We start from the raw sequence: 23,391 nt of genomic DNA, 5'->3' as shown, positions 1-23,391 counted from the left end.
GCGTCCCCCAGGCTAAAACCTGGAGGACGCGGCGTTCATTCCGGGCCCCGCAGGGCGCCGGAGCGATCAGCTCTCGGGGCGCTCCTCGGGGACCGCCTCGGTGGCCGGGGTGTCCACGGGACCGGCCGTCACCGCGGGAGTCACACCGTTGGCAGTGGCGCCGTTGGTGAGGGAGAGCTCCTTCGGCGAGAGCACCGGCGGCCGGGTGGACGGCGTACGGCGGGAAGAACCGGTCCACGCGGGGCGGGCCGGGCGCTTCACGATCGGGCTGAAGATCTCGGCGATCTCCTCCTTGTTCAGCGTCTCCTTCTCCAGGAGGGCCAGAACCAGGTTGTCGAGAACGTCGCGGTTCTCGACGAGGATCTCCCACGCCTCGTTGTGCGCGGTCTCGATGAGCTTCTTGACCTCTTCGTCGACCAGCGCGGCGACCTCTTCCGAGTAGTCGCGCTGGTGACCCATGTCACGGCCGAGGAACGGCTCGGAGCCGTCCTGGCCGAACTTGATCGCGCCGAGGCGCTCGGTCATGCCGTACTGGGTGACCATCGCGCGGGCCGTGGCGGTGGCCTTCTCGATGTCGTTCGAAGCGCCCGTGGTCGGGTCGTGGAACACCAGTTCCTCGGCCGCACGGCCGCCCATCATGTAGGCGAGCTGGTCCAGCATCTCGTTGCGCGTGGTCGAGTACTTGTCCTCGTCCGGGAGCACCATCGTGTAACCGAGGGCGCGCCCGCGGGACAGGATGGTGACCTTGTGCACCGGGTCGCTGTTCGGAGAAGCCGCCGCGACCAGGGCGTGTCCGCCCTCGTGGTACGCGGTGATCTTCTTCTCCTTCTCGCTCATGATCCGGGTCCGCTTCTGCGGTCCGGCCACGACACGGTCGATCGCCTCGTCCAGCGCGTGGTTGTCGACCAGCTTCTTGTCGCTGCGGGCGGTCAGCAGGGCGGCTTCGTTCAGCACGTTCGCCAGGTCGGCGCCGGTGAAGCCGGGCGTACGACGGGCGACGGCCCGCAGGTCGACCTCCGGCGTGACCGGCTTGCCCTTCGCGTGCACCTTGAGGATCTCCAGGCGGCCCATGAGGTCCGGGCGGTCGACCGCGATCTGCCGGTCGAAGCGGCCCGGGCGCAGCAGCGCCGGGTCGAGGATGTCGGGCCGGTTCGTGGCGGCGATCAGGATGACGCCGCCCTTCACGTCGAAGCCGTCCATCTCGACGAGCAGCTGGTTGAGCGTCTGCTCGCGCTCGTCGTGACCGCCGCCCATGCCGGCACCGCGGTGCCGGCCGACGGCGTCGATCTCGTCGACGAAGACGATCGCCGGGGCGTTCGCCTTGGCCTGCTCGAAGAGGTCACGCACCCGCGAGGCACCGACACCGACGAACATCTCGACGAAGTCGGAACCGGAGATCGAGTAGAACGGGACGCCGGCCTCGCCCGCGACAGCACGCGCGAGGAGCGTCTTGCCCGTACCGGGCGGGCCGTACAGCAGCACACCCTTGGGGATCTTGGCGCCGACGGCCTGGAACTTCGCCGGCTCCTGGAGGAACTCCTTGATCTCGTGGAGCTCCTCGACCGCCTCGTCGGACCCCGCCACGTCGGCGAACGTCGTCTTCGGGGTGTCCTTGGTGATGAGCTTGGCCTTGGACTTGCCGAACTGCATGACCCGGGAGCCGCCGCCCTGCATCTGATTCATCAGGAACAGGAAGACGACCACGATGAGGACGAAGGGGAGCAGGGAGAGCAGAATCCCGACGAAGGCGTTCTGCTTGGTGGGGGAGACCGTGTAGCCCTTTTCGATGTCCCCGCTGTCGAACTTCGACTGCAGCTTGTTGGCGAGCGCGACGCCCTGGTCGCCGATGTAGCTCGCCTGGATCTTGCTGCTGTCCTTGACCTTCTGGCCGTTCTTCAGCTCGACCTTGATGACCTGTTCGTCACCGGTCGTCAGCTTGGCCTGCTTGACCTGGTTCTTGTCGATCGTCTGGACGACCTCGGCAGTGTCCACCGTCTTGTAGCCGCCGGACGAGCCGACAACCTGCATCAACACGACCACGGCGAGGACGGCCAGCACGATCCACATGACCGGCCCACGGAAGTATCGCTTCACGTCCATCCATACGGGGCGGCAGTCGCCCCGTCCCTCCTGCCCGTAGGTAAATGCTGCTGTTCAAAAAGACTGTTCTTCGGACGGTACCCCAGCATTGTCACCCGCGACTGCCGGGGACGGCCGGTGAACCTGCCTTCCCCTGCTCCAACGGCGGGACACGGGTGGAGGTTCCCGGCAAGCGGGGCACGGCCCGGCCCGGCCGGCTCAGCCGCCGTAGACGTGCGGCGCGAGCGTGCCGACGAAAGGCAGGTTCCGGTACTTCTCGGCGTAGTCCAGGCCGTAGCCGACGACGAACTCGTTGGGGATGTCGAAGCCGACCCACTTCACGTCGAGCTGGACCTTCGCCGCCTCGGGCTTGCGCAGCAGCGTGCACACGTTCAGGGAGGCGGGCTCGCGCGATCCGAGGTTCGACAGCAGCCAGGAGAGCGTCAGGCCCGAGTCGATGATGTCCTCGACGATCAGGACGTGCTTGCCCTTGATGTCGGTGTCGAGGTCCTTGAGGATGCGCACCACACCGGAGGACTGGGTGCCCGCGCCGTACGACGAGACGGCCATCCAGTCCATCGTGACGGGGGTGGACAGGGCACGCGCCAGGTCCGCCATGACCATCACGGCGCCCTTGAGGACACCGACGATGAGCAGGTCCTTGCCCGCGTACTCCGCATCGATCTTCGCGGCCAGTTCGGCCAGCTTCGCGTCGATTTCTTCCTTGGTGATGAGCACCGACTTGAGGTCGGTGCCCATGTCCTTCTCGTTCACCCGGGTCACTTTCGTAGTGCTTCAGCGCATCAGCCCTGCCGAATGACCAGTCTGCCACCCTGCCGCCGCGCCTCCACCCGGCCGGGGAGGTTGATGCCCCCCTGCCCGCGCCAGCCGGTGATCAGCCGGTCGACCTCTTCGAGGTGCCGCGCGAAGAGCGCCCCGGCCGGTGAGCCCGCCGAGATGGCCGCACGGCGCAGGACGCGGCGGCGTACGGCCGGGGGCAGGGCGTAGAGCTTGACGCACTCCAGGTGGCCGGATTCGTCCCGTACGGACGCGTCCGCCTCGGCGGCCCAGCCGTCCAGGGCGTCGGCGTCGTCCCGGGAGAGCTGCGCCGTCCGGGCCAGGGCCTCGACGACGCCCTTGCCGAGCGCCTTCTCCAGGGCCGGCAGGCCGTCGTGGCGCAGCCGCGAGCGCGTGTAGGCGGGGTCGGTGTTGTGCGGGTCGTCCCAGACGGGCAGCGACTGGACCAGGCACGCCTTGCGGGCGGTCTGCCGGTCGAGCTGGAGGAAGGGCCTGCGGTAGCGGCCGGCGCCGGTCACGGCGGCCATGCCGGACAGCGAGCGGATGCCGGAACCGCGGGCGAGGCCGAGCAGGACCGTCTCGGCCTGGTCGTCGCGCGTGTGGCCGAGCAGGACCGCGGCGGCGCCGTGGCGCTCCGCGGTGGCGTCCAGCGCGGCGTAGCGGGCGTCGCGGGCGGCCGCTTCGGGGCCGCCGCCGCGGCCGACGGTCACCGCGACGGCCTCGACGGGATCGAGGCGCAGTGCGGCGAGGCGGTGGACGACCTCGCCGGCCCGTACGTCGGAGCCTTCCTGGAGGCCGTGGTCGATGGTGACGCCCCCTGCCCGGATGCCGAGCTTGGGCGCTTCGAAGGCGAGGGCGGAGGCGAGCGCCATGGAGTCGGCGCCGCCGGAACACGCGACCAGCACGAGCGGCGGGGGCGGCTCGTGCGGGGGCGCGCCCGGTGCGGTGACCGGTGCCGTGCGTGAAGTGATGTCGTTGAGTACGTCGTGGAGTACGCGGCGGACCGCCAGGCGTATCGCTGCGACCGCAGGATGGGGACCCATGTCCGGTGCCCTTCGGTGAAGTTGGGGGTGCCTCGGGAGGAGAAGCCAGTCACACAGAGTGCGTCGATGGTGACAGAGCCGAGCCATTACCCGAGCATCGCACGCCTACTCAGCCCTCACGGTCCCTCGGATGGGTGATTGAAGGGGCGTACTCCTGCCGTCGGCCGGATCCGATCACGACTCTGCCCTACGGTGCACCCGCGCGACCCAGTCCGCCGGTCTGGCGATCTCGGCCTTGGTGGGAAGCGTGTTCGGGGAGGTCCAGGCCCGGTTGAAGCCGTCCATCCCGACCTCCTCCACCACAGCGCGCACGAAACGCTCACCGTCGCGGTACTGACGGAGCTTGGCGTCCAGACCGAGCAGCTTGCGCAGGGCGAGGTCGAGGCGGCTCGCGCCGCGGGCCCTGCGCTGCTGGAACTTCTCGCGGATCTCGGCGACGGAGGGCACCACGTCGGGGCCCACGCCGTCCATCACGAAGTCGGCGTGGCCTTCGAGCAGCGACATGACCGCGGTCAGGCGGCCCAGGATCTCGCGCTGGGCGGGGGTCTGGACGATCTCGACGAGGCTGCGGCCGCCGTCCTCGCCCGCCTCGCCCTCGGGGCGGCCGCCGGCCAGCGACTGGGCCGCCTCGCGCAGCCGCTCCAGGACGGTCATCGGGTCGACCTCGGTCTCGGCGAGGAACGACTGGATTTCGCCCTCCAGGTGGTCGCGCAGCCAGGGCACGGCCGTGAACTGGGTGCGGTGGGTCTCCTCGTGCAGGCAGACCCAGAGCCGGAAGTCGTGCGGGTCCACTTCGAGCTCCCGCTCGACGTGCACGACGTTGGGGGCGACGAGCAGGAGGCGGCCGCCGCCGGTACCGGCGGGCAGCTCGCGGGAGGGCGGGGCGAACGTCTCGTACTGCCCGAGGACGCGCGAGGCGAGGAAGGAGAGCAGCATGCCGACCTCGACGCCGGTCACCTTGCCGCCGACCGCGCCGAGCACCGCGTTGCCGGGGCCCGAGCCCCTGCGCTCCTGCATCTTGTCGAGCAGCGGCCGCAGCACTTCCCGGAACCCGGCGACGTTCGCCCTGATCCAGCCGGCCCGGTCGACGACCAGGACCGGGGTGTCCTGCGGCTCGTGCCCCTCGGGGATCATCCGTGTGAAGGAGCGGACGTGCTCCTCGGAGGCCTTGGCGTGCCGGCGGAGCTCGGCGACGACGGCTCGCGCCTCGTCCCGGCTCACGTCGGGGCCCGGCCTCACCAGTCGGGTCGCGGTCGCCACCGCGAGGTTCCAGTCGACCATCTCCGCACCACTGATGCTCGTCATGCGTCAACCGTACGTTGTCGACCGGGCCCGCGGTCAGGTGTCGTCCCCCACCCGTACCCCTGAACTTCCTCGGGGTTCACGTACGTCCCGGCCGCCCGCCGGAGGGCTCGCAGCCGCAGTTGGCGATCGCGGAGGCCAGCCGGTCCAGGGCGGACTGGGCCGCGGCGGGGTCCTTGGCGCCCTCGGCGAGGAAGGCGAAGGAGAGGAGCCGGCCGTCCGCGTCGACGACGGTTCCGGCCAGGGTGTTCACGCCGGTGAGGGTGCCGGTCTTGGCGCGGACCGTGCCCGTGCCCGCGGAGTCCTCGGTGTACCGGTTCTTCAGGGTGCCGTTGAAACCGGCCACGGGGAGGCCGGTCAGGACGGGCCGCAGCTCGGGGCGGGCCGGGTCGGCGGCGCGGGCGAGGAGTCCGGAGAGCAGGGCGGCCGAGACGCTGCCGGCGCGGTCCAGGCCGCTGCCGTCGGCGAAACGGGCGTCGGCCAGCGGCAGCCGGAGCTTCTTCAGCCGCGCCTCGACGGCCCTGCCCGCTCCTTCGAAACTGGCCGGTTCGTCCGAGGCGAGCGCGGTCTGGCGGGCGAGGGCCTCGGCGAGGTCGTTGTCGCTGTGGGTGAGGGTGCGCTCGACGAGGGCGGAGAGGGGCGCGGAGAGGGTCCTGGCGACCGGTGCGGCGCCGCCGGGCGCCTTCCCGGCGGCGGGGGCCCGCTTCACCTCGACGCCGCGTTCGCGCAGCATCTCGGCGAAGGCGCGGGCGGCGTCGCCCGCCGGGTCGGTGCTGCGCGGGGCGGGACCGTGGCGGGAGCCGTCGAGGCGGCCCTCCTCCAGCATCAGGGGGGAGACGGGGCTGATGTTCTCGTTGGGGCTGATGGGGTGAAGGGCGGGCCCCGAGTACAGCGAGACGTCGTACGCCAGCTCCGCCTCGGTGACACCGCGGTCCCGCAGCACCCGTACGGTGTCGTCGGCCAGGGAGGCCAGGTCGTCCCGGTCGAGCGTGGGGTCGCCGCCGCCGGCCAGCACGACCTTCTTGCCGTCGGGGACCGCGGTGACGGTGGTGGCGATGCGGTGGTCGGGGCCGAGGGCCAGGAGCGCGGCGGCCGTCGTCGCGATCTTGACGGTGGACGCCGGGACCAGCCCGTCCGCGTCGCCCTTCCCGTACACCTGGGTGCCCGTCGCGGTGTCGAGCACCGACGCGGTACGCACCGTGCCGAGCGCGGGGTCGCGCAGCAGCGGTTCGAGGGCGTCCGCGAGCGCGCCGGGGGCCGGCGGCGGCACGGGCGAACCGAGCGCGGTGAGCACACCGGGCGCGCTGGGGGCGGGCGCCGGGGCGGCGGGCGGCGGCGGTTCGTGACGTGCGCCACCTTTCCCCGTACCCCCGTGCCCCTGGGAGGCGGCCCATGCCCGCTCGGCCTTACGCTGACCGGAGTCCCAGGGGCCCGCCGCGGTCACCGCCCCGGCGGAGAGGGCGAGACCGGCCACCGCCGCGACCGTCGCGAGCTGCCATATTTTTCGCTCCGGCACCTCGGACCAGCCCCTTTCGCGATCACCCACCTGCGTGAGGGACACTTAACCACTGCGTGTTGCCGGGAGCGTGACGCCCCGGCTCGTCCGGCCTACCGAACCGGCTGGGAGGTCTGGGGGTCGCTCCCCAGGAGGACGCAGCACCACCCGAAGCATGTGCTGATCATGGAGGAGCCACCCGTGGAGTTCGACGTCACCATCGAGATCCCGAAGGGTTCGCGGAACAAGTACGAGGTGGACCACGAGACCGGTCGGATCCGCCTGGACCGTCGACTCTTCACTTCCACGAGCTACCCGGCGGACTACGGCTTCGTCGAGAACACCCTCGGCGAGGACGGCGACCCGCTGGACGCGCTCGTACTGCTGGACGAGCCCACGTTCCCCGGCTGTGTCATCAAGTGCCGCGCGATCGGCATGTTCCGGATGACCGACGAGGCCGGCGGCGACGACAAGCTGCTGTGCGTCCCGGCGTCGGACCCGCGGGTGGAGCACCTGCGCGACATCCACCACGTGTCGGAGTTCGACCGCCTGGAGATCCAGCACTTCTTCGAGGTCTACAAGGACCTGGAGCCCGGCAAGTCCGTCGAGGGCGCCGACTGGGTCGGCCGTACCGAGGCCGAGGCCGAGGTCGAGGCCTCGTACAAGCGCCTGCAGGCGCAGGGCGGCAGCCACTGACGAGCCCCCGGGCTCACGCGACACCACGACGGCGGGCGGTGCACCCCAACGGGGGCGCACCGCCCGCCGTGTGTTGAGCCACCCGCAAGGGGAAGGTGTCCGTCCGCATACTGGACACTGCCTGGGCAGTGCCTGGGCACCGAACGGGGCATGGCCTGGCCGTTCACCGGGCAGGCGGGCTCACTGGATCAAGGAATCGAAGCGAGGCGAGTGGTGGCGGAGCCGAAGCGCGGCGGCACTGGGGCCGGGAGCGAGGGCCCCGAGGACCGCAAGCCGCAGTCGGACGAGGCGCGCAGCGCCTTCGCGCCGCCGGCCGGGGTGGAGCAGCCGGAGCCGGCCGACGAGGACAGCCCGACCTCCGAGTTCGCCCTTCCGCCGGGGCTGACCACCGGGGAGCACCACGTGATGCCGGAGGCGTCGGCCTTCGACACCCCGAGCAGCTACAGCGCCCGCAACCCGCCGCCCGCGTTCACCCCGGCCCACGGCATGCCCATGGTCAAGCTGACCAAGGAGGCGCCCTGGCAGGACCGGATGCGCACGCTGCTGCGCATGCCGGTGGGCGACCGGCCCGTGCCGGAGCCGGTGCAGCGGCACGACGAGGCCGGGCCCGCCGTACCGCGCGTGCTGGACCTGACGCTGCGTATCGGGGAGCTGCTGCTCGCGGGCGGCGAGGGGGCCGAGGACGTCGAGGCCGCGATGTTCGGTGTCAGCCGGGCGTACGGGCTCGACCGCTGCGAGCCGAACGTCACCTTCACCCTGCTGTCGATCTCGTACCAGCCGTCACTGGTGGAGGACCCGGTGACGGCGAGCCGGACCGTGCGCCGCCGGGGCACCGACTACACCCGGCTGGCCGCGGTCTACCACCTCATCGACGACATCACGTCCCCGGACACCGACGTCACGCTGGAGGAGGCGTACCGCACGCTGGCGGAGATACGCCGCAACCGCCACCCGTACCCCGGCTGGGCGCTGACGGCGGCCAGCGGGCTGCTGGCCGGCGCGGCCTCGGTGCTGGTCGGCGGTGGGCCCGTGGTGTTCCTGGCGGCCGCGATCGGAGCGATGCTCGGCGACCGGCTGGCGTGGCTGTGCGCGGGGCGCGGGCTGCCGGAGTTCTACCAGTTCCTGGTGGCGGCGATGCCGCCCGCCGCGATAGGGGTGGCGCTCACGCTGGCGCCGACGACGACGATGTGGGACGTGCGGCCCTCCGCCGTGATCACCGGTGGGCTCTTCGCGCTGCTGCCGGGGCGGGCCCTGGTCGCGGGCGTCCAGGACGGCCTGACCGGCTACTACATCACCGCCTCGGCGCGGCTGCTCGAAGTCATGTACTTCTTCATCGCGATCGTCATCGGCGTGCTGGTCGTGCTCTACCTGGGGGTGCAGCTGGACGCGGAGCTGCACGCGGCGACGGCGCTGGAGGCGGTCGAGCGCCCGGTGACGCAGATCCTGGCGTCGATGCTGCTCTGTTTCGCCTTCGCGATCCTGCTCCAGCAGGAACGCAACACCGTGCTGATAGTGACGCTGAACGGCGGAGTGGCCTGGCTCGTCTACGGCGCGATGCACGACGTCGGCGAGATCTCGCAGGTGGCTTCGACGGCCGTCGCGGCCGGGCTCGTGGGGCTCTTCGGGCAGCTGTTCTCGCGCTACCAGTACGCCTCGGCGCTGCCGTACGTCACGGCGGCGATCGGACCGCTGCTGCCGGGTTCGGCGACGTACTTCGGTCTGCTGGCCATCGCGCAGAACGACCTGAACTCGGGGCTCGCGTCGCTGTCGAAGGCGGCGGCGCTGTCGCTCGCGATCGCCATCGGGGTGAACCTGGGTGGCGAGATCTCCCGGCTGTTCCTGAAGATGCCGGGGGCGGGGCGTGGGGCGAGCCGCCGCGCGGCCAAGCGGACGCGCGGCTTCTAGGTCTCGTACGGAGCGGATCCGGTCCTTGTGCGTACGGGGATCCGCTCCTTGTGCGTACGGGGATCCGCCCGGTCAGCGCTTGGCGTGGCGGCCGCGCTGGGGGGCCGGGGACGTGCCGTCGGCGGCCTGGCCGGCGGCCTCGGCCGCGGCGGCCTTCCTGCCCTTGCTGCGGGCGCGCAGGTACTCGATGACGATCGGCACGACCGAGATCAGCACGATCAGGATCAGGATCGCTTCGATGTTCTTGTGGACGAACTCGATCTTGCCGAGCGAGGCGCCGAGCAGCGTGACGCCGGCGCCCCAGAGCACACCGCCGATGACGTTGAACGTGATGAACGAGCGGTAGTTCATCCGGCTGACACCGGCGATGATCGGCGTGAAGGTGCGGACGATCGGCACGAAGCGGGCCAGGACCAGCGACTTCGGCCCGTACTTCTCGAAGAACTCGTGGGCCTTCTCGACGTTCTCCTGCTTGAAGAGCTTGGAGTCCGGGCGCTTGAAGAGGGCGGGGCCGACCTTGCGGCCGAAGAGATAGCCGACCTGGTCGCCGACGATCGCCGCGATGCAGACCAGGGTGCAGACCAGCCACAGCGGGGTGTCCAGGACCCCCGTGGTCACCAGCAGACCGGTGGTGAACAGCAGCGAGTCGCCCGGCAGGAAGAAGCCGATGAGCAGGCCGGACTCGGCGAAGACGATGACCAGCAGACCGATCAGGCCGAACTGCTCCAGCAGGTAGTCCGGATCCAGCCAGGCCGGTCCGAGCGCAAGCGTATTCATCGGGTACCGGCTCCAGGGTGGGATCGTCTGCGGCGGGGTTGCCGACCAAAGCTATCAACGTGGCCGGAGCACTCCTGGTTCCAGTAGGCGTTCCCGTGGGCCCCGGGGCGCCCCCGGGGCCCACATGGGCTGTTTGTCCTGTCGCTCGTTCCGCCGCGTTACGCGTGGCGGGCGGCGTTGGCCAGGATCGCCTCGCGCAGATAGGCGGCCAGACCGGGCTTCGCCGCGTCGATGGAGGTGGTGAAGCGCTCGTCCGTGACGTACATCTCGGCGAGGCAGACGTGCATGTCGTAGCCGCAGTCGTAGTGATTGCCGCTGATCCAGGCGCGGTGCTCCTCGGCCAGGTCCATGGCCCGGACCGAGTCGGGCGCGGCACCCTCCTCCATGGCGGCGACCAGGCGGGCGGTGTTCTCCTCGCCCTCCGCCTTGATCCGCAGCCAGTCCTCCTTGGTGTACGACGCGGTCCTGCGCTGCGACTGCGTGTACGCCTCGCTGGTGCCCCAGCGCCGCTCGACCTCCTCGGCGTACTGCTCGGGGTCGTGGTCGCCGAAGACCTCGAACTTCTCTTCCGGGGTGAGGTTGATGCCCATCTTCCGTGCCTCCAAGGCGGTCTCGACGGCGGCGGCCATCTCCTGCAGTCTCGTGATCCGGCCGGACAGCAGCTCGTGCTGGCGCCGCAGGTGTTCCTGCGGGTCCACGTCCGGGTCGTCGAGGAGGGCCGCCACCTCGTCGAGCGGGAAGCCGAGCTCCCGGTAGAACAGGATCCGCTGCAACCGGTCGAGGTCGGCGTCGTCGTAGCGCCGATGGCCCGCGTGGCTGCGGCCGCTCGGGGAGAGCAGTCCGATCTCGTCGTAGTGGTGCAGTGTGCGCACTGTCACTCCGGCGAATCCGGCGACCTGTCCGACGGAGTAGCCCATCGCTTTCCGCTCCTTCTTCTTCTCGGTACGCACCTCAGCCTGAGCCCTCACGTCACGTGAGGTGCAAGCCCCGGGCGCCGGCCGCCGAGGCCGGTCCCGGCAGTCGCCCAGTGGTGACTCGCGCAGCCGCCACTGCGACGCTCCCCCGTCCAGGACCGCCACGTACGGGCGGCAGAACCCGCTCTCGGGCCGCTCCGCGTCCTGCCCGCACTTCGCGAGCAGCTTCGCGAGCAGCGTGCAGCCGGCGCCGCGAGAACGGCGCCGGTCAGCGTCCCTGCCGATCCGAACGGCCTGCGCATCGAAGCCCCCCGGTCTCGCGGTGGACCGCTTCTCCTTCTGGTACACCGCAGAGCACGCCCGGGTCCCCCTTCTCCGACCGTCTTTTCGAGTGGCTCGGCCGACCGGACCTCCGTACCGCCTCGATCAGCCGGCGAAGGTGCACGCCCCGCCCTCGACCCGGGCGATCGGGCCGCGCGTCCACCGGCCGTCAGCCGTGCGCGCGCCCGTGCTGCCGGCCGGTTCAGCCCCAGGTTTCGCCGCGCTCCAGCGCCACCAGCTCGAACGCCGTCCTGCCGTCCAGGCTCTCGCGGATGATGTCGGCGTGGCCGGCGTGCCGGGACATCTCGGTGATCAGCCGGAGCAGCAGCCAGCGCATGGAGACCCGCTGCCCGCCGGGGAACCAGGGCTCGTCGGGCAGCGGGAAGGTGTCGTCCAGGCTGGGCACGGAACGGATGAACTCTTCGGTCTGCCGGGCGGCCTTCTCCCAGTACGCCAGACGGCTCTCGACCGTCTCGTCACCGGTGAGACGGAAGCTCTCGTGCCAGTTCTCCTCGGACCGCTGGATCTCCGGTGCGACCTGCTTCGCCCGGGCCAGCCATGCCTGCTCGGTCTCGGACACGTGCTTGAGGAGCCCGGAGAGCGAGCGCTCGCTCGCGCTCGGCCTCGTCGCCGCCTGCTCGTCCGTCAGGCCGAGCAGCGCCCGGCGGATGCCGCCGCGCTCGGCGTCCAGGAAGGCCAGGAGCGCGCCGCGCTCGTCGTCGCGGGCCTCGGGGTTCACGTGCACGACCATGGTGTCCGCCTCTTGTCGAAGGGGGTTCAGGGACGCTGCCGTCCTGCTGACAAGAACCACGTTACGAACCCTTGCGGACAGCTCCTGTCCGCATCGGCCCGCGCCGGCCCGCGTCGATCCGCGCCGGCCCGCGTCGGAAGGGACAGTCAGAAGGGGAACTTCCTCCGGCCGTGCTGCACCGAGATCCACTTCTGGGTGGTGAACGCCTCCACCGCCGACTCCCCGTTCAGCCGCCCGATCCCCGAGAGCTTCTCGCCGCCGAAGGCCACCTGCGGTTCGTCCTGGACGGTCGCGTCGTTGATGTGGATCATCCCGGTCTCGATCCGCTCGGCGAACCGCACACCCCGCTCCAGGTTCCCCGTGTGCACCGCCCCGCTCAGCCCGTACCGGCTGTCGTTGGTCATCCGTACGGCCTCTTCCTCACCGTCGAAGGGCAGCAGCAGCACCACGGGCCCGAAGATCTCCTGCTCCAGGACCGAAGAGCCGGCCGGCAGGTCGCTCAGTACGGTCGGCTCGACGAGGTTGCCGCGCACCGCGCCCCGCACGAGCGCGGTCGCGCCCTCCGCGAGCGCCTGCTCCACCAGCCCCGTCAGGGAGTCCGCCTGGAAACTGTTGATGACCGGGCCGATGTGGGTCCCGGGGTCGGCCGGGTCGCCGGTCACCAGGGACCGTACCTTCGCGACGAACTTCTCCGTGAACTCCGCCTCCACGGACCGGTCCACCAGGACGCGGTTGGCGGCCATGCAGACCTGCCCCTGGTACACGAAGCGGCTGAAGACCGCGGCGTCCACCGCGTAGTCGATGTCCGCGTCGTCCAGCACCACCAATGCGCTGTTGCCGCTCAGTTCGAGCACGGTGCGCTTGAAGTGGCTCGCGGCGACCGCGGCGACGTGCCGTCCCACCTTGTCGGAGCCCGCGAAGGAGATCACCTTCGGCACCCGGTGCTCTATCAGCGCGTCGCCGATCTCCGCGATGTCCGTGACGAGCACGTTGAGCAGCCCGGCCGGCAGCCCCGCGTCCTCGAAGATCTTGGCGATCAGGCCGCCGCCGACGACCGGCGTGTTCTGGTTCGGCTTGATCACGACCGCGTTGCCGAGCGCCAGCGCGGGGGCGACCGACTTGAGCGTCACCAGGAACGGGAAGTTGAAGGGGCTTATGACCCCGACGACGCCGACCGGCAGCCGGTGCACGCGGTTCTCCTTGCCCTCCACGGGCGAGGGCAGGATGACCGCCCCGGGGCGCAGCGCCGTCCGCATCGCCTCGCGCAGGAACTCCTTGGCGAGGTCGATCTCGTACGACGCCTTCAGCCGCGTACCGCCGAGCTCGTCGGTGATCGCCTCGGCGATCTCGTCCTCCCGCTCCTCCGTGATCCGCAGGGCGCGTTCGAGGACGTCCCTCCTGCGGTACGCGCTCGACGAGGCCCAGGCGGGCTGCGCGCGCTCCGCCGCCAGGTACGCCTCGTCGACCTCGTCCACCGAGGCCACCGTGATCGCGGCGAGCTTCTCCCCGCTGTAGGGGTTGAAGTCGATGATGTCCCACGAGCCGCCGCCGGTCCGCCACTCGCCGTCGATGTACTGGTGGGCCAGGTCGGTGAAGAAGGACATGCGATCCCTTACTGCAGGGTGAGCAGGTGCGGACTCCCGTCGGGACACCATCCTACTGGCGGGTTACGTCAGTTGGAGCAGACCACGGAGCACGTCCCGGGACTCGGCGGGGCTCGGACTGTCCTTCTGGAGCCGCTCCATCACCCGTTCGTACTGGGCGACTTCCTCGCGCTTGTCCAGGTAGAGCGCGCTGGTGAGCTGCTCCAGGTAGACGAGGTCCGAGAGGTCCGACTCGGGGAACCGCAGCATCGTGAACGCGCCGCTCTCGCCCGCGTGTCCGCCGAAGCTGAACGGCATGACCTGAAGCGTGATGTTCGGCTGCTCCGAGACCTCGATGAGGTGCCGCAACTGCTCCCGCATCACGGCCCGGTCGCCGTACGGGCGGCGCAGCGCGGCCTCGTCGAGCACGGCGTGGAAGTGCGGCGCGCGCTCGGACACCAGCACCTTCTGGCGCTCCAGGCGCAGGGCCACCCTGCGGTCGGTCTCGGCGGCGCTCGCGTGGGGCATGCCGCGGGTGACGACCGCGTGGGCGTAACGCTCGGTCTGCAACAGGCCGTGGACGAACTGGACTTCGTAGATCCGGATGAGCGAGGCGGCACCCTCCAGTCCGATGTACGTCTGGAACCAGCCGGGCAGTACGTCGCCGTAACTGTGCCACCAGCCCGCCACGTTGGCCTCCCGCGCCAGGCTCAGCAGAGACTCGCGCTCCGCCGCGTCCGCGACGCCGTAGAGGGTCAGCAGGTCCTCGACATCTCTGGCCTTGAAGCTCACCCGTCCCAACTCCATGCGGCTGATCTTCGATTCGGACGCTCGGATCGAGTAGCCGGCCGCCTCGCGGGTGACACCACGCGACTCGCGCAACCGCCTGAGCTGGGATCCCAGCAGGATGCGCCGCACCACGGAGCCGCTCGACTCGCCTGCGGTCACTTCTCCGGCCCTCCCCAGTCCGACAGCTCAGCAGCGGAAGCCCTCCCCCGGGCCCCGAGAGGCGCAGTCTGCCATCAAAACGCTTCACCCCGTACTCGTTCGGTTACAGAAATGGCAAGAGCCACACAAGGCGCCGAAAGAGGACAGCGGAAGAAATACGCAAGAACTGTCACGGAAACGAACAGGTCCGGCACGTGCACGTGCATCTGCCCTTGCATCTGCCGTACTCATTCGGAACCATGGTCCGCGCGCACCTGCATGCTCTTTACGTGCTGTCGCCGTACCACCGCCGCACCGCTACCGCCGTATCGCAACGACCGCGAATCCCGGGAGTGCCTCGTATGGGGACGAATGGATCGACCGTGCTCGAGCCGTTCGAGCCACTGAGGCAGGGCCTCCCACCCATCGACCCCGCGGCGGTCTCCAACTCGGCCTCCTGCGCGCTGCCCGCCCGGTACGAGGCGGTGTGCGGCGCCCGGCAGTTCACCAAGTCGACGCTGGCCCGGTGGGAGCTCGGCGAGCGCTTCGACGACGTGGCCCTGGTCGTCTCCGAGCTCGTCACCAACGCACTGCGGCACGCCCTGCCGGCCGACGTCCCGCGTACGGGCGAGCAGGACCCGCCCGTACGGCTGCACCTGATGCGCTGGACCTCGCGTCTGGTGTGCGCGGTGCGCGACCCCAGTGACGAGAGTCCGGTGACGCGTGAGGCGGACGACTTCTCCGCCGAGTCGGGACGTGGCCTGTTCCTGGTCGACTCGTTCAGCGACAGCTGGGGCTGGCACCCGCTCGCCGGGCGACCGAGCGGCAAGGTCGTCTGGGCGCTGTTCCGCCTGAGAGCCGAGTAGCTGGTAGCTGGTAGCTGGTAGCTGGTAGCTGGTAGCTGGTAGCTGGTAGCGGATCGTTGCCGCCGGGGCCGGTGGCTACCGGTCAGCCGCCGGCTATCAGGTGGTCGAACTCGCCGCCCTTGACGCCGAGCAGCATCGCCTCGATCTCGGCGGGCGTGTAGACGAGAGCGGGCCCGTCCGGGTGGCGCGAATTGCGGACCGCCACATTCCCGCCCGGCAATTTGGCGAACTCCACGCAGGAACCCTGTGAGTTGCTGTGCCTGCTCTTCTGCCAGACCACCCCGTGGAGCTCTGTGGCCGCCATGCCGTTGTACGCGTGGTGCACAGGTCGCTCCCGGAAAGTGCAGATGTCAACTGCCCCGGATCATAGCTTTGTTCACTTGCTGATGCATGGGCAGATGCACGTGCACGCGGGGTGTTCCTTCGGTTACAGAATCCCCGCTCAGCGCGAGGAGTACGGCAGGAGGGCCATCTCCCTGGCGTTCTTGACGGCCCGTGCCAGCTGCCGCTGCTGCTGGGCCGAGACCCTTGTCACACGGCGGCTGCGGATCTTCCCGCGATCCGAAATGAATTTCCGCAGCAGACCGGTGTCCTTGTAGTCAAGGTACGCAATACCCGCCTCGTCCAGCGGATTGGGGCGGGACTTGGCGGATTTGCGAGGGTCATTACCTCGGAACGGCCGGGACATCATGCCTCCAGAAGGGAATCAAAAGCGGACGGCAGGCGCTTCCACGCATCACGCCCCGCCGCGTATTCGGCGTCGGTCAGCAAGCAGGATTCGAGGAGCCCTTCGAGCCCGTCGCGGTCGAGCCCGGGGGACGTGAAGACCAGGTGCTGGCAGCAGTCCCCGTGCTCGGGGTGCCAGTCGAGTGCGGCCGCCGCCCTGCGGACCGGCGGGACCATCTCCCACGCGGCGTCCGGCAGCGACGCCAGCCACGGCCCCGCGCTCTCCACGCACAGTGCTCCGCCCGCCGCGTCCCACGCCATCAGCGTGTCCGGCCGGTCGGCGAGCCAGAAGCGGCCCCGGCTGCGGGCCGCGGAGCAGGTCAGGTCCTCCAGCGCCGCGTACAGCCGCTCCGGGTGGAAGGGGCGGTCGCGGTGCCACACCAGCGTGGAGACGCCCTTGTCGTCCGCGTCCTGCGGAAGCAGCGCGCACGCCGGGTGCTGGCGGGTGGCCGCCGCCTCGATGTCGAAGCCGGCGAAGGCCGCCTCGGCCAGCTCGCCGGACGCGGCCCGGACCCGGCGGGCCGTCGGGTGCAGCTGCACGAGGAGGGCTTCGTCCTGTTCGTCCGCCTCCTCACTCTCGACGACGGCCAGGACCGGGGCGTACTCCAGCTGCCGCGCCCAGGTGTCCGCGACCGTCCGCCGGTCGGTCGCCGCCGCGGCCAGGCCGGCCTCCGCCAGGTCGTCGCCGCAGCCGAGGCAGGGCAGGAGCAGCGCGGGGTCGACGGCGGTCATGACGGCGGTGAGGTCGAGTACGTCCCCGCCGTGCGCGACGACGACCTCGGCCATCGCCTTGGGCTCGACCGAGTCCCACAGCTCGACGACCGCGAGGCGGGTGAGGCCGCTGCCGGCCAGCCGCTCCAGCTCGGGCACGAGGTCTTCGCGCAGCGCGCAGCAGGCGCAGTCGTTGACCAGCGGCGCTTCGCCGGACGTGCATATGCCCCCGGTGTCGCGGACGGTGCGGCGTACCGTCCCTTCGGCCGCGGTCGAGAGGTCGTGGTGCAGGGCGACGCTGCCGGGGACCCGGCTCAGCAGTTGCTCCACGACCTCCTTGCGTGCGTCGGAGTGCAGCCCGCCGACGATGACGACCGGCAGCTTCGATGCCTCGCCGCTCACCGCTTCTTCGCCCCGTAACGGCGTTCGAAGCGCTCCACGCGTCCGGCGGTGTCCAGGACGCGCGCCGTCCCCGTGTAGAAGGGGTGGCTCTGCGAGGAGATCTCCACGTCGACGACGGGGTACGAGCGGCCGTCCTCCCACTCCACCGTCTTGTCGCTGGTCAGGGTGGAGCGGGTGAGGAAGGCGAAGCCGCCGGCCTTGTCACGGAAGACGACGGGGCCGTACGGCGGGTGGATTCCGGGCTTCATGGAGTGATGCCCCCTTCTGGTCTGGCTGGTCCGGCTGGTCCGGCTGAACTGGCTGATCCGGCTGGTCTGGTCGGCCCGGCGGGTCCGGTCAGGCCGTGGTGCCGGTCAGCGCTCTTCGCGGAAGTCGACGTGGCGGCGGACCACCGGGTCGAACTTGCGGAGCGTCATGCGGTCGGGGTCGTTACGGCGGTTCTTGCGGGTCACGTAGGTGTAGCCGGTCCCCGCCGTGGACCTGAGCTTGATGATCGGGCGGATTTCGTTGCGTGCCATGGGGTTAGTATATGGAAATGGTTCCCATTTTCAAAAAGGAGTGATCGACCTTGTCCGCCCACTGCCAGCTGACCGGCGCCCAGCCAGGATTCGGCAACCACATCTCCCACTCGCACCGGCGCACCTCGCGCCGCTTCGACCCCAACATCCAGCGCAAGCGCTACTGGCTGGCGAGCGAGGGCCGCCATGTGCGGCTCACGCTCAGCGCCAGGGCGGTCAAGACCGTCGACGTGATCGGCATCGAGGCGGCCGTGGCCCGGATCCGCGCGCGGGGGGTGAAGGTCTGATGGCGAAGAAGAGCAAGATCGCCCGCAATGAGCGGCGCAAGGCCGTCGTCGAGCGGTACGCCGTGCGGCGGGCGGAGCTGAAGGAGATCCTCCGCAGGCCCGGAGGGAGCGAGGCCGAGCGCCGGTCGGCGCGGGAGGAGCTGGCCCGCCAGCCGCGCGACGCGAGTCCGACGCGCGTACGCAACCGGGACAGCGTGGACGGCCGGCCCCGGGGCCACCTCAGGAAGTTCGGGCTGTCCCGGGTCCGGACGAGGGAACAGGCACACGCCGGTTTCCTCCCCGGTGTGCGCAAGTCCTCCTGGTAGCTTGGCGCGTTCGGACCTGACGAAACTGGGGAGCCCGGAGTGCGTGAGCACGTACGTACCACCGTCGCGGCGGCGGCCGTCGCGGCCGCCCTCGTCCTGACCGGTTGCAGCGGTGACAGCGGCGGCACGGACGGCGGCAAGAGCGAGGAGAAGGCCGGCGGCAGCGGACAGAGCAGCACGCCGTCCGGCGGGGCCAAGGGGGCGGGGGCGCCGGCGGACGTCACCGGGTCCTGGATCGCGACGACCGACGGCAAGGTCGTCGCGTTGATCGTCCAGGGGTCCGACGCGGCCGTCGCGGGTGAGCACGTCTGCTCCGGCAAGGTCAACAAGGAGGACACGGTGACGCTGGACCTGAGGTGCGGGGACGGCAACACCGACCGTACGGCCGGGCTGGTCACGCCGGGGGCCGGCGGCGGCACCCTCACGGTGAAGTGGGACAGCGGGCTCAAGGACTCCTTCAGGAAGTCCGCCGGTGGCGCGCTGCCGGAGGGGATTCCCACGGACGTGCCGAAGCTGCCGGGTTCCTGACGGGCGGTCGGTCGGCCGGCCGGTCAGGCCGGGTTACGCGTGGGCCGCGGTTCCCTCACGGGGCCGCGGCCCTTCCTCGTCGAGGGCCCGCGGCAGGTCGCCCAGGCCGTCCAGGGCGCCCAGGAGCATGCCCGCGCCCTTGCGTACGACGCGGCCTGGGACGCCTCGCCGTCCCAGGCCGCCAGCGCCTCGCGGACCGCGTGCCACTGCGGGGCGCGGCGCTCGCGCACCGCCTTCGCGCCCTCCTCGGTGGCCTCGCGCAGGGCCTGTGCCAGGGCGGCGGCCGCCGGTACGGGGGTGGTCGCGCGCCCCGGGAGGCGGGCCTCCATCAGCATCGCGACGCGGCCCGGCTCCGGGCCGAGGATGCGTGGCCTCCCCGAGCCGAAGCACGGGGAGGCCACGCACGCAGATGCGACACCGGCACCGGCCACACGGAACGAACTGACAGAGGATGCATCGCCACGGGTGCCGGAGGAGACACACAAGCCTGAGCCGATACGCGTCGGCGGCGCGGGGACTGGGCGGGAGCAGTGGGTGGCCTGCGGGCGTCGCGCGCCCCGGGGTTTCGGCCGGGGGTCCGGGGACTGGCCCCGGACCGGCACAGCACGTCCCGAACACCACCCCCTGCGCGCCCCGCCCCCTCCCGTCCGGTGGGCTGTCAGCGGGTGAGGCCGGGGCGGCCGGGCATTCTCGCCCGGTCGGCGGCGGCCGTGCCGTGTTCCCAGCCCGCGTGGTCGTTGACGCCCCGTATCCGCGTCGACGTCGTCTGCGGGAACATCCGCTCCGCCCGGTCCTCCACCGCCACGTCCCGCGCCGCCAGCACCGGCAGCAGCGAACCGCCGGCCTCCTCGGTCACGTGCCGCGTCGCCTCGGACAGGCGGTGGCCCACCCGGCTCGCGTACGCCGTCAGGAACGCCTGGCGGAATGCCTTGGTGCGCTTGCGGCCGGCCGCGCGCTGGGCCGCCTCCGCGCGGGTCATCGCCGTGGTGCCCTGCACGAGGAGGGAGGTGTAGAGCAGTTCCACGGCTTCGAGGTCGGGTTCGAAGCCGATGACGGTGGAGAAGCCCAGGGCGCTGTTCCACACCGCGCGGCAGCGGTTCGCGGAGGCGGCGGCGTCGAGGAGGATCGCCTTGGCCGTCTCGTACGGGGCGTCGACGCCGATCCGGCAGGCGGCCGGCGCGTCACCGGTGCGGCCCTGGGCGGCGAGCAGCGCGGCGTCGATGCTGTGGCGCGCCATCAGCTCCTGCGCCTTGGCGGTCAGGGCTTCCGCCTCGTCGGGGTAGTCGGTGGCCTCCGCCTTGGCCAGCAGCGCGCGGATGCGGGTGAGCATGCGCGGTTCGCCGGGGGTGGCGGGTGAGTGCGGGCGCGCGCGGACGGGGTCGCCCGGGGGCGGGCCCACCGGCTCGATCACGGGAAGGCGGATCAGGAGGCGGAAGAGTTCGAGGAGCGCTGTGGCGAGGGAGAAGCGGTCCGTCCGCTCGCGGGCGGCGAGCGCGTCGGCGTAACGGTCGTCGCTGCCCCACCAGGGCTCCGTCGCCGCCAGATCGCGCAGCTGTGCCTCCCAGCGGGGGGCCGTTGCGGCGTACCTGCGGTTCTCGGCCGCGATCAGGTCGGTCGTCAGGCGCACGTGCAGGTCGTCGAGGTCGCGCCGGACGACGCGGACGACGTCGGCGGGCTGCCAGCCGCGCTCCCAGGCCCGGCGTACGGACTCCTCGCCCCGGCGCAGGAGCTCACGGCCCGCGTCGGACCAGGGCGCGGCGGCGACGAGGGAGGCGCCGAGGTCGAGGCCCGCGTCGTCCTCGGCGTACACCGCCGCCGCGACCGCCTTCTCGATCTGTTCCATCAGCGGGCTCCCGCCGACGGTCCGGCGACGGCCGGGATTCCGTGGTCCTTCTGCGGTTCGCCGCAGTCGGCCACGGGCCCGGTGGTTGTCTTCCTGTGCCCCGCTGACATCGGAGTGCCTCCTTACGCGACCGCGCGCCGCCACCGACGATGGTCCCAGTCGCGGACAGGAACCACGAACGCGGGGAGAACGGCCCCGTCAGGGGAAGAGGAGCACCAGCTTGCCGCCCGCGCGTCCCGACTCGCTCAGCTCGTGCGCCTTCGCCGCCTGCGCCGGTGCGAACGTCTGCGCCACCGTCAGCCGCAGCGCCCCGTCCGCCACCAGCCGGGCGTCTTCGGCCAGCCGGTCCTGCGGGCGGGCCGTGCCGCCTGTCGAGAAGGTCACGCCGAGGTCCGCCGCCGCCGGGTCGGCGAGGGTGACGATCCGGTCCGTCCTGCCGCCGCGCAGCTCGATCGAGACCGGCAGCGCGCCCCGCCCGGCCGCGTCGAACACCGCGTCCACCCCCCGCGGTGCGACCGCCCGCACCCGCTCGGCCAGCCCGTCGCCGTACGTCAGCGGGACCGCGCCCAGCGCGCGCAGCCGGTCGTGGTGGGCCGGGCTCGCCGTGCCGACGACCGTCGCACCGCGCACCACCGCCAGCTGTACGGCGACCGCGCCGACCGCGCCCGCCGCGCCGTGCAGCAGCAGCGTCTCGCCCTCCCGGACGCCGAGCAGACCGAGCACGCGCCGCGCCGCCTCACTGGCGACGGGCAACGCGGCCGCTTCTTCCCAGCTCAGGGCGGCGGGCTTGGCGGTGATGTCGGTGGCCAGGGCGTATGCGGCGTACGCACCCGTGGTGGTCCAGCCGAACACCTCGTCCCCGGCCGCGTACCCGGTGACGCCCTCGCCGGTCTCGTCCACGACCCCGGCGAACTCGATGCCGGGGACGGCGGGCGGCGAAGTGGGGAAGACGTGCTCCAGGAGGCCGGCGCGGATCTTGCAGTCGACCGGGTTCACTCCGGCCGCCCGCACCTTCACCCGTACCTGGCCGGGGCCGGCGTGCGGCTCCTCGGTCTCTGTGAGCCGCAGCACTCCGGGGTCGCCGAACCGGTCGAAAACGATCGCGTCCATGGGCCTCTCCTCTGTGGGGATCATCACCTGCCCTCTCAGCGTTGTCCCTGTCCCGCCCAGGCAGGGCCCGCCTTTTGGCCGGTTCCGCCCCTCCGGAAGGCGGGCCGGCGGGCAGAACCGCCGCCTTACGCTGTCTGCCATGCAGCCGATGGCCGACAGGAACGCAGGAACCGCCGCTCTCACCGCCGCCGCCGAGGTGATCGGCGCGCCGCTGGAGCAGGTGCACGGGAGGCTGTCGGCCGTGCTGGGCGGGATCGTCGCGCACCGCGCTTCCGCCGAGCTGTCCAGCAGTTGCGCGCACTCCCCCTTCAAGGCGCACGGCGAGCCGGGCCTCGCGGGCCGTATCACCGGCTCCGAGACGGCGGCGATCGCCGCCGGCGTGCGGGCCGGACGGCCCTGGCAGGGGCACGCCCGTATCGCCGGGGACGAGCGTCCCGTCCTGGCCGTGGCCAGCGACGCGACGGCTCGCGGTGCGCTGCTCGTGCTCGTACGGACGGAGGACACCCCGGTGCCGGAGGCCGACGCCGCCGTCGTCCAGGCGTTCTGGGACCTGGTCACCGGTCATCTGGACCGCCTCTCCGCCGAGGCCGTGCCCGGCCCGCTCGCCCGGTCGCGCACCGCCGCCGGCGAGCGGGCGCGCGCCATCGCCGAGCTGAGCGAGGCGCACGCCGCGGCCCTGACCGCCCTGCTGGGCGTACTGCGCAGCCGCGCCCTCGACGACACGGCGGCCCGCGCCCACGCCACCGAGCTCGCCGTGACCTCGCTGGTCGAGCTGCGCGCCGAAGCGGAACGGGACCAGGCCGTCGCCGAAGAGCCCGCCGACCAGGCCTTCGCCCGCCTCGCGCAGTCGCTGCGTCCGCTGCTGAGCCACGGTCCGGTCCGGCTGGAACTCGGTCCGCCCGGCGACAGCCGTCCGCTGGCCGCCGACGTCGTGCACGCGGCGCGTGCGGTCGTACGGGCCGTGGTCCTCGCCGTACTGGAGCAGCACCCGCTCGACCGCGTCCACGTCGGCTGGCAGATCGGCGACGGGGGCGTGGACGGCTCCCCGGGCGCCGTACTGCGCGCGACCGTACGGGACGACGGCCCCGGCGACCTGACCCGCGACGCCGTCGCCGTCCACCGCGTGGGCGAGCGGCTCGCCGCGCTCGGCGGCCGCCTGGACGTCGAAGCGGTGCCCGGCTGGGGCACCACGGTCACGGCGGTCCTCCCGCTGGGTACGCCGGAGGCCGCCCCCGCCGATCCGCTGGCGGCGCTCGGGGCGCGCGAACGGGACGTGCTCGCGCGTCTCGCGCGGGGGCACCGGAACCGGGCCATCGCACAGGAGCTGCACATCAGCGAGTCCACGGTGAAGTTCCACGTGGCGAACATCCTCAGCAAGCTGAGCGTCAGTACGCGCGGTGAGGCCGCCGCCCTGGCGCACACACTGCGGGCGGCCTGACCGGGCGCCGCCACTCGCTCCGGTCCCCGCTGCCTTCGAACCCCGCGGGTGAACGGCCGTTGTCAG

25 protein-coding genes are annotated in these 23,391 nt (G+C 71.6%); 7 read left to right on the top strand and 18 right to left on the bottom strand.

Translation table 11 applies throughout. From position 1 onward, the window contains the following. Nucleotides 1-66: 66 nt before the first annotated feature. The 5 genes from ftsH to dacB form a co-directional block, all read right to left on the bottom strand. Nucleotides 67-2,100, bottom strand: a complete 2,034-nt coding sequence (gene ftsH, locus ACWDZ4_RS22935) for an ATP-dependent zinc metalloprotease FtsH (RefSeq protein ID WP_344495331.1) — start codon at nucleotides 2,098-2,100, stop codon at nucleotides 67-69. Between the two features lie 198 nt (nucleotides 2,101-2,298). Continuing rightward, nucleotides 2,299-2,838 (bottom strand): hypoxanthine phosphoribosyltransferase, encoded by a 540-nt coding sequence (gene hpt / locus ACWDZ4_RS22930; RefSeq protein WP_037647340.1) that lies wholly within the window; start codon nucleotides 2,836-2,838, stop codon nucleotides 2,299-2,301. Nucleotides 2,839-2,882: 44 nt separating this feature from the next. Continuing rightward, nucleotides 2,883-3,920, bottom strand: coding sequence for a tRNA lysidine(34) synthetase TilS (tilS, locus tag ACWDZ4_RS22925; RefSeq protein WP_451510263.1), 1,038 nt, complete (start codon nucleotides 3,918-3,920; stop codon nucleotides 2,883-2,885). Nucleotides 3,921-4,094: 174 nt separating this feature from the next. Continuing rightward, a complete protein-coding gene (locus tag ACWDZ4_RS22920) occupies nucleotides 4,095-5,225 on the bottom strand; it encodes a zinc-dependent metalloprotease (protein WP_451510262.1) in 1,131 nt (376 codons plus the stop codon). A 76-nt stretch (nucleotides 5,226-5,301) separates the two neighbouring features. Further along, complete coding sequence (gene dacB, locus ACWDZ4_RS22915; protein WP_451510261.1) at nucleotides 5,302-6,738, bottom strand: D-alanyl-D-alanine carboxypeptidase/D-alanyl-D-alanine endopeptidase; 1,437 nt, start codon at nucleotides 6,736-6,738, stop codon at nucleotides 5,302-5,304. A gap of 180 nt (nucleotides 6,739-6,918) precedes the next feature. On the opposite strand from dacB, the gene ACWDZ4_RS22910 reads away from it, so the two are divergent. Next, nucleotides 6,919-7,413 carry an inorganic diphosphatase gene (locus ACWDZ4_RS22910; RefSeq protein WP_069930540.1) on the top strand — a complete coding sequence of 165 codons (495 nt, stop codon included), beginning with the start codon at nucleotides 6,919-6,921 and terminating at the stop codon, nucleotides 7,411-7,413. A gap of 150 nt (nucleotides 7,414-7,563) precedes the next feature. Beyond that, on the top strand, nucleotides 7,564-9,318 hold the full coding sequence (locus ACWDZ4_RS22905) for a threonine/serine exporter family protein (protein ID WP_451510260.1): 1,755 nt from the start codon (nucleotides 7,564-7,566) through the stop codon (nucleotides 9,316-9,318). A 72-nt stretch (nucleotides 9,319-9,390) separates the two neighbouring features. Here ACWDZ4_RS22905 and ACWDZ4_RS22900 read toward each other — a convergent pair whose 3' ends face one another. From ACWDZ4_RS22900 to ACWDZ4_RS22880, 5 genes are all read right to left on the bottom strand, one after another. Further along, nucleotides 9,391-10,095 carry a DedA family protein gene (locus tag ACWDZ4_RS22900; RefSeq protein WP_451510259.1) on the bottom strand — a complete coding sequence of 235 codons (705 nt, stop codon included), beginning with the start codon at nucleotides 10,093-10,095 and terminating at the stop codon, nucleotides 9,391-9,393. A 158-nt stretch (nucleotides 10,096-10,253) separates the two neighbouring features. Next, nucleotides 10,254-11,012 carry a MerR family transcriptional regulator gene (locus ACWDZ4_RS22895; protein WP_451510313.1) on the bottom strand — a complete coding sequence of 253 codons (759 nt, stop codon included), beginning with the start codon at nucleotides 11,010-11,012 and terminating at the stop codon, nucleotides 10,254-10,256. Nucleotides 11,013-11,532: 520 nt separating this feature from the next. Then, complete coding sequence (locus ACWDZ4_RS22890; RefSeq protein ID WP_451510258.1) at nucleotides 11,533-12,081, bottom strand: DinB family protein; 549 nt, start codon at nucleotides 12,079-12,081, stop codon at nucleotides 11,533-11,535. Nucleotides 12,082-12,227: 146 nt separating this feature from the next. Further along, nucleotides 12,228-13,685, bottom strand: a complete 1,458-nt coding sequence (locus ACWDZ4_RS22885; protein ID WP_451510257.1) for an aldehyde dehydrogenase family protein — start codon at nucleotides 13,683-13,685, stop codon at nucleotides 12,228-12,230. 63 nt (nucleotides 13,686-13,748) lie between these two features. Further along, nucleotides 13,749-14,612 carry a helix-turn-helix domain-containing protein gene (locus ACWDZ4_RS22880; protein WP_451510256.1) on the bottom strand — a complete coding sequence of 288 codons (864 nt, stop codon included), beginning with the start codon at nucleotides 14,610-14,612 and terminating at the stop codon, nucleotides 13,749-13,751. 341 nt (nucleotides 14,613-14,953) lie between these two features. Here ACWDZ4_RS22880 and ACWDZ4_RS22875 point away from each other — a divergent pair, with 341 nt between their 5' ends. Continuing rightward, a complete protein-coding gene (locus ACWDZ4_RS22875; RefSeq protein ID WP_451510255.1) occupies nucleotides 14,954-15,457 on the top strand; it encodes an ATP-binding protein in 504 nt (167 codons plus the stop codon). Nucleotides 15,458-15,539: 82 nt separating this feature from the next. Here the strand turns inward: ACWDZ4_RS22875 and ACWDZ4_RS22870 are convergent, their stop codons facing one another. The 5 genes from ACWDZ4_RS22870 to rpmG form a co-directional block, all read right to left on the bottom strand. Then, a complete protein-coding gene (locus ACWDZ4_RS22870; RefSeq protein WP_451510254.1) occupies nucleotides 15,540-15,782 on the bottom strand; it encodes a DUF397 domain-containing protein in 243 nt (80 codons plus the stop codon). 117 nt (nucleotides 15,783-15,899) lie between these two features. After that, complete coding sequence (rpsR, locus tag ACWDZ4_RS22865; RefSeq protein WP_451510253.1) at nucleotides 15,900-16,148, bottom strand: 30S ribosomal protein S18; 249 nt, start codon at nucleotides 16,146-16,148, stop codon at nucleotides 15,900-15,902. After that, nucleotides 16,145-17,296, bottom strand: a complete 1,152-nt coding sequence (locus ACWDZ4_RS22860; RefSeq protein WP_451510252.1) for a CobW family GTP-binding protein — start codon at nucleotides 17,294-17,296, stop codon at nucleotides 16,145-16,147. The genes rpsR and ACWDZ4_RS22860 overlap by 4 nt, the downstream gene beginning before the upstream one ends. Next, nucleotides 17,293-17,544, bottom strand: a complete 252-nt coding sequence (locus ACWDZ4_RS22855; RefSeq protein ID WP_451510251.1) for a type B 50S ribosomal protein L31 — start codon at nucleotides 17,542-17,544, stop codon at nucleotides 17,293-17,295. Before ACWDZ4_RS22855 ends, ACWDZ4_RS22860 begins: the two co-directional genes overlap by 4 nt. A gap of 105 nt (nucleotides 17,545-17,649) precedes the next feature. Further along, nucleotides 17,650-17,814 (bottom strand): 50S ribosomal protein L33, encoded by a 165-nt coding sequence (gene rpmG, locus ACWDZ4_RS22850; RefSeq protein ID WP_450260721.1) that lies wholly within the window; start codon nucleotides 17,812-17,814, stop codon nucleotides 17,650-17,652. A 50-nt stretch (nucleotides 17,815-17,864) separates the two neighbouring features. Here rpmG and rpmB point away from each other — a divergent pair, with 50 nt between their 5' ends. From rpmB to ACWDZ4_RS22835, 3 genes are read left to right on the top strand one after another with little or no spacing between them, the layout of a single operon-like run. Beyond that, nucleotides 17,865-18,101, top strand: a complete 237-nt coding sequence (gene rpmB / locus ACWDZ4_RS22845) for a 50S ribosomal protein L28 (RefSeq protein WP_451510250.1) — start codon at nucleotides 17,865-17,867, stop codon at nucleotides 18,099-18,101. After that, nucleotides 18,101-18,406 (top strand): 30S ribosomal protein S14, encoded by a 306-nt coding sequence (gene rpsN / locus ACWDZ4_RS22840; RefSeq protein ID WP_451510249.1) that lies wholly within the window; start codon nucleotides 18,101-18,103, stop codon nucleotides 18,404-18,406. The genes rpmB and rpsN overlap by 1 nt, the downstream gene beginning before the upstream one ends. A gap of 39 nt (nucleotides 18,407-18,445) precedes the next feature. Beyond that, nucleotides 18,446-18,934 carry a hypothetical protein gene (locus ACWDZ4_RS22835; RefSeq protein WP_451510248.1) on the top strand — a complete coding sequence of 163 codons (489 nt, stop codon included), beginning with the start codon at nucleotides 18,446-18,448 and terminating at the stop codon, nucleotides 18,932-18,934. Nucleotides 18,935-18,957: 23 nt separating this feature from the next. Here the strand turns inward: ACWDZ4_RS22835 and ACWDZ4_RS22830 are convergent, their stop codons facing one another. The 3 genes from ACWDZ4_RS22830 to ACWDZ4_RS22820 form a co-directional block, all read right to left on the bottom strand. After that, nucleotides 18,958-19,335, bottom strand: a complete 378-nt coding sequence (locus ACWDZ4_RS22830) for a hypothetical protein (RefSeq protein ID WP_451510247.1) — start codon at nucleotides 19,333-19,335, stop codon at nucleotides 18,958-18,960. Nucleotides 19,336-19,592: 257 nt separating this feature from the next. Further along, the gene (locus ACWDZ4_RS22825; protein WP_451510246.1) at nucleotides 19,593-20,777 is read right to left on the bottom strand and encodes a DUF2786 domain-containing protein; all 1,185 of its coding nucleotides are present in this window, start codon (nucleotides 20,775-20,777) and stop codon (nucleotides 19,593-19,595) included. A 198-nt stretch (nucleotides 20,778-20,975) separates the two neighbouring features. Beyond that, on the bottom strand, nucleotides 20,976-21,887 hold the full coding sequence (locus ACWDZ4_RS22820) for an NADP-dependent oxidoreductase (protein ID WP_451510245.1): 912 nt from the start codon (nucleotides 21,885-21,887) through the stop codon (nucleotides 20,976-20,978). Between the two features lie 139 nt (nucleotides 21,888-22,026). Between ACWDZ4_RS22820 and ACWDZ4_RS22815 the strand changes: the two genes are divergently transcribed. After that, a complete protein-coding gene (locus ACWDZ4_RS22815; RefSeq protein WP_451510244.1) occupies nucleotides 22,027-23,325 on the top strand; it encodes a LuxR C-terminal-related transcriptional regulator in 1,299 nt (432 codons plus the stop codon). The last annotated feature ends 66 nt before the right edge of the window (nucleotides 23,326-23,391 follow it).

This window comes from Streptomyces sp. NPDC003016 (assembly GCF_053591455.1).
This window is presented reverse-complemented; position numbering and strand designations above follow the sequence as displayed.

Coding starts and splice junctions, on each gene's coding strand:
- ACWDZ4_RS22900 (WP_451510259.1), bottom strand. CDS start 10,095: ATGAATACGCTTGCGCTCGGACCGGCCTGGCTGGATCCGGACTACCTG.
- ACWDZ4_RS22890 (WP_451510258.1), bottom strand. CDS start 12,081: ATGGTCGTGCACGTGAACCCCGAGGCCCGCGACGACGAGCGCGGCGCG.
- ACWDZ4_RS22855 (WP_451510251.1), bottom strand. CDS start 17,544: ATGAAGCCCGGAATCCACCCGCCGTACGGCCCCGTCGTCTTCCGTGAC.
- ACWDZ4_RS22820 (WP_451510245.1), bottom strand. CDS start 21,887: ATGGACGCGATCGTTTTCGACCGGTTCGGCGACCCCGGAGTGCTGCGG.
- rpmG (WP_450260721.1), bottom strand. CDS start 17,814: ATGGCACGCAACGAAATCCGCCCGATCATCAAGCTCAGGTCCACGGCG.
- hpt (WP_037647340.1), bottom strand. CDS start 2,838: ATGGGCACCGACCTCAAGTCGGTGCTCATCACCAAGGAAGAAATCGAC.
- ACWDZ4_RS22875 (WP_451510255.1), top strand. CDS start 14,954: ATGGGGACGAATGGATCGACCGTGCTCGAGCCGTTCGAGCCACTGAGG.
- ACWDZ4_RS22815 (WP_451510244.1), top strand. CDS start 22,027: ATGCAGCCGATGGCCGACAGGAACGCAGGAACCGCCGCTCTCACCGCC.
- ACWDZ4_RS22895 (WP_451510313.1), bottom strand. CDS start 11,012: ATGGGCTACTCCGTCGGACAGGTCGCCGGATTCGCCGGAGTGACAGTG.
- ACWDZ4_RS22905 (WP_451510260.1), top strand. CDS start 7,564: ATGGCCTGGCCGTTCACCGGGCAGGCGGGCTCACTGGATCAAGGAATC.
- rpsR (WP_451510253.1), bottom strand. CDS start 16,148: ATGATGTCCCGGCCGTTCCGAGGTAATGACCCTCGCAAATCCGCCAAG.
- ACWDZ4_RS22885 (WP_451510257.1), bottom strand. CDS start 13,685: ATGTCCTTCTTCACCGACCTGGCCCACCAGTACATCGACGGCGAGTGG.
- ACWDZ4_RS22825 (WP_451510246.1), bottom strand. CDS start 20,777: ATGGAACAGATCGAGAAGGCGGTCGCGGCGGCGGTGTACGCCGAGGAC.
- tilS (WP_451510263.1), bottom strand. CDS start 3,920: ATGGGTCCCCATCCTGCGGTCGCAGCGATACGCCTGGCGGTCCGCCGC.
- ACWDZ4_RS22920 (WP_451510262.1), bottom strand. CDS start 5,225: ATGACGAGCATCAGTGGTGCGGAGATGGTCGACTGGAACCTCGCGGTG.
- rpsN (WP_451510249.1), top strand. CDS start 18,101: ATGGCGAAGAAGAGCAAGATCGCCCGCAATGAGCGGCGCAAGGCCGTC.
- ftsH (WP_344495331.1), bottom strand. CDS start 2,100: ATGGACGTGAAGCGATACTTCCGTGGGCCGGTCATGTGGATCGTGCTG.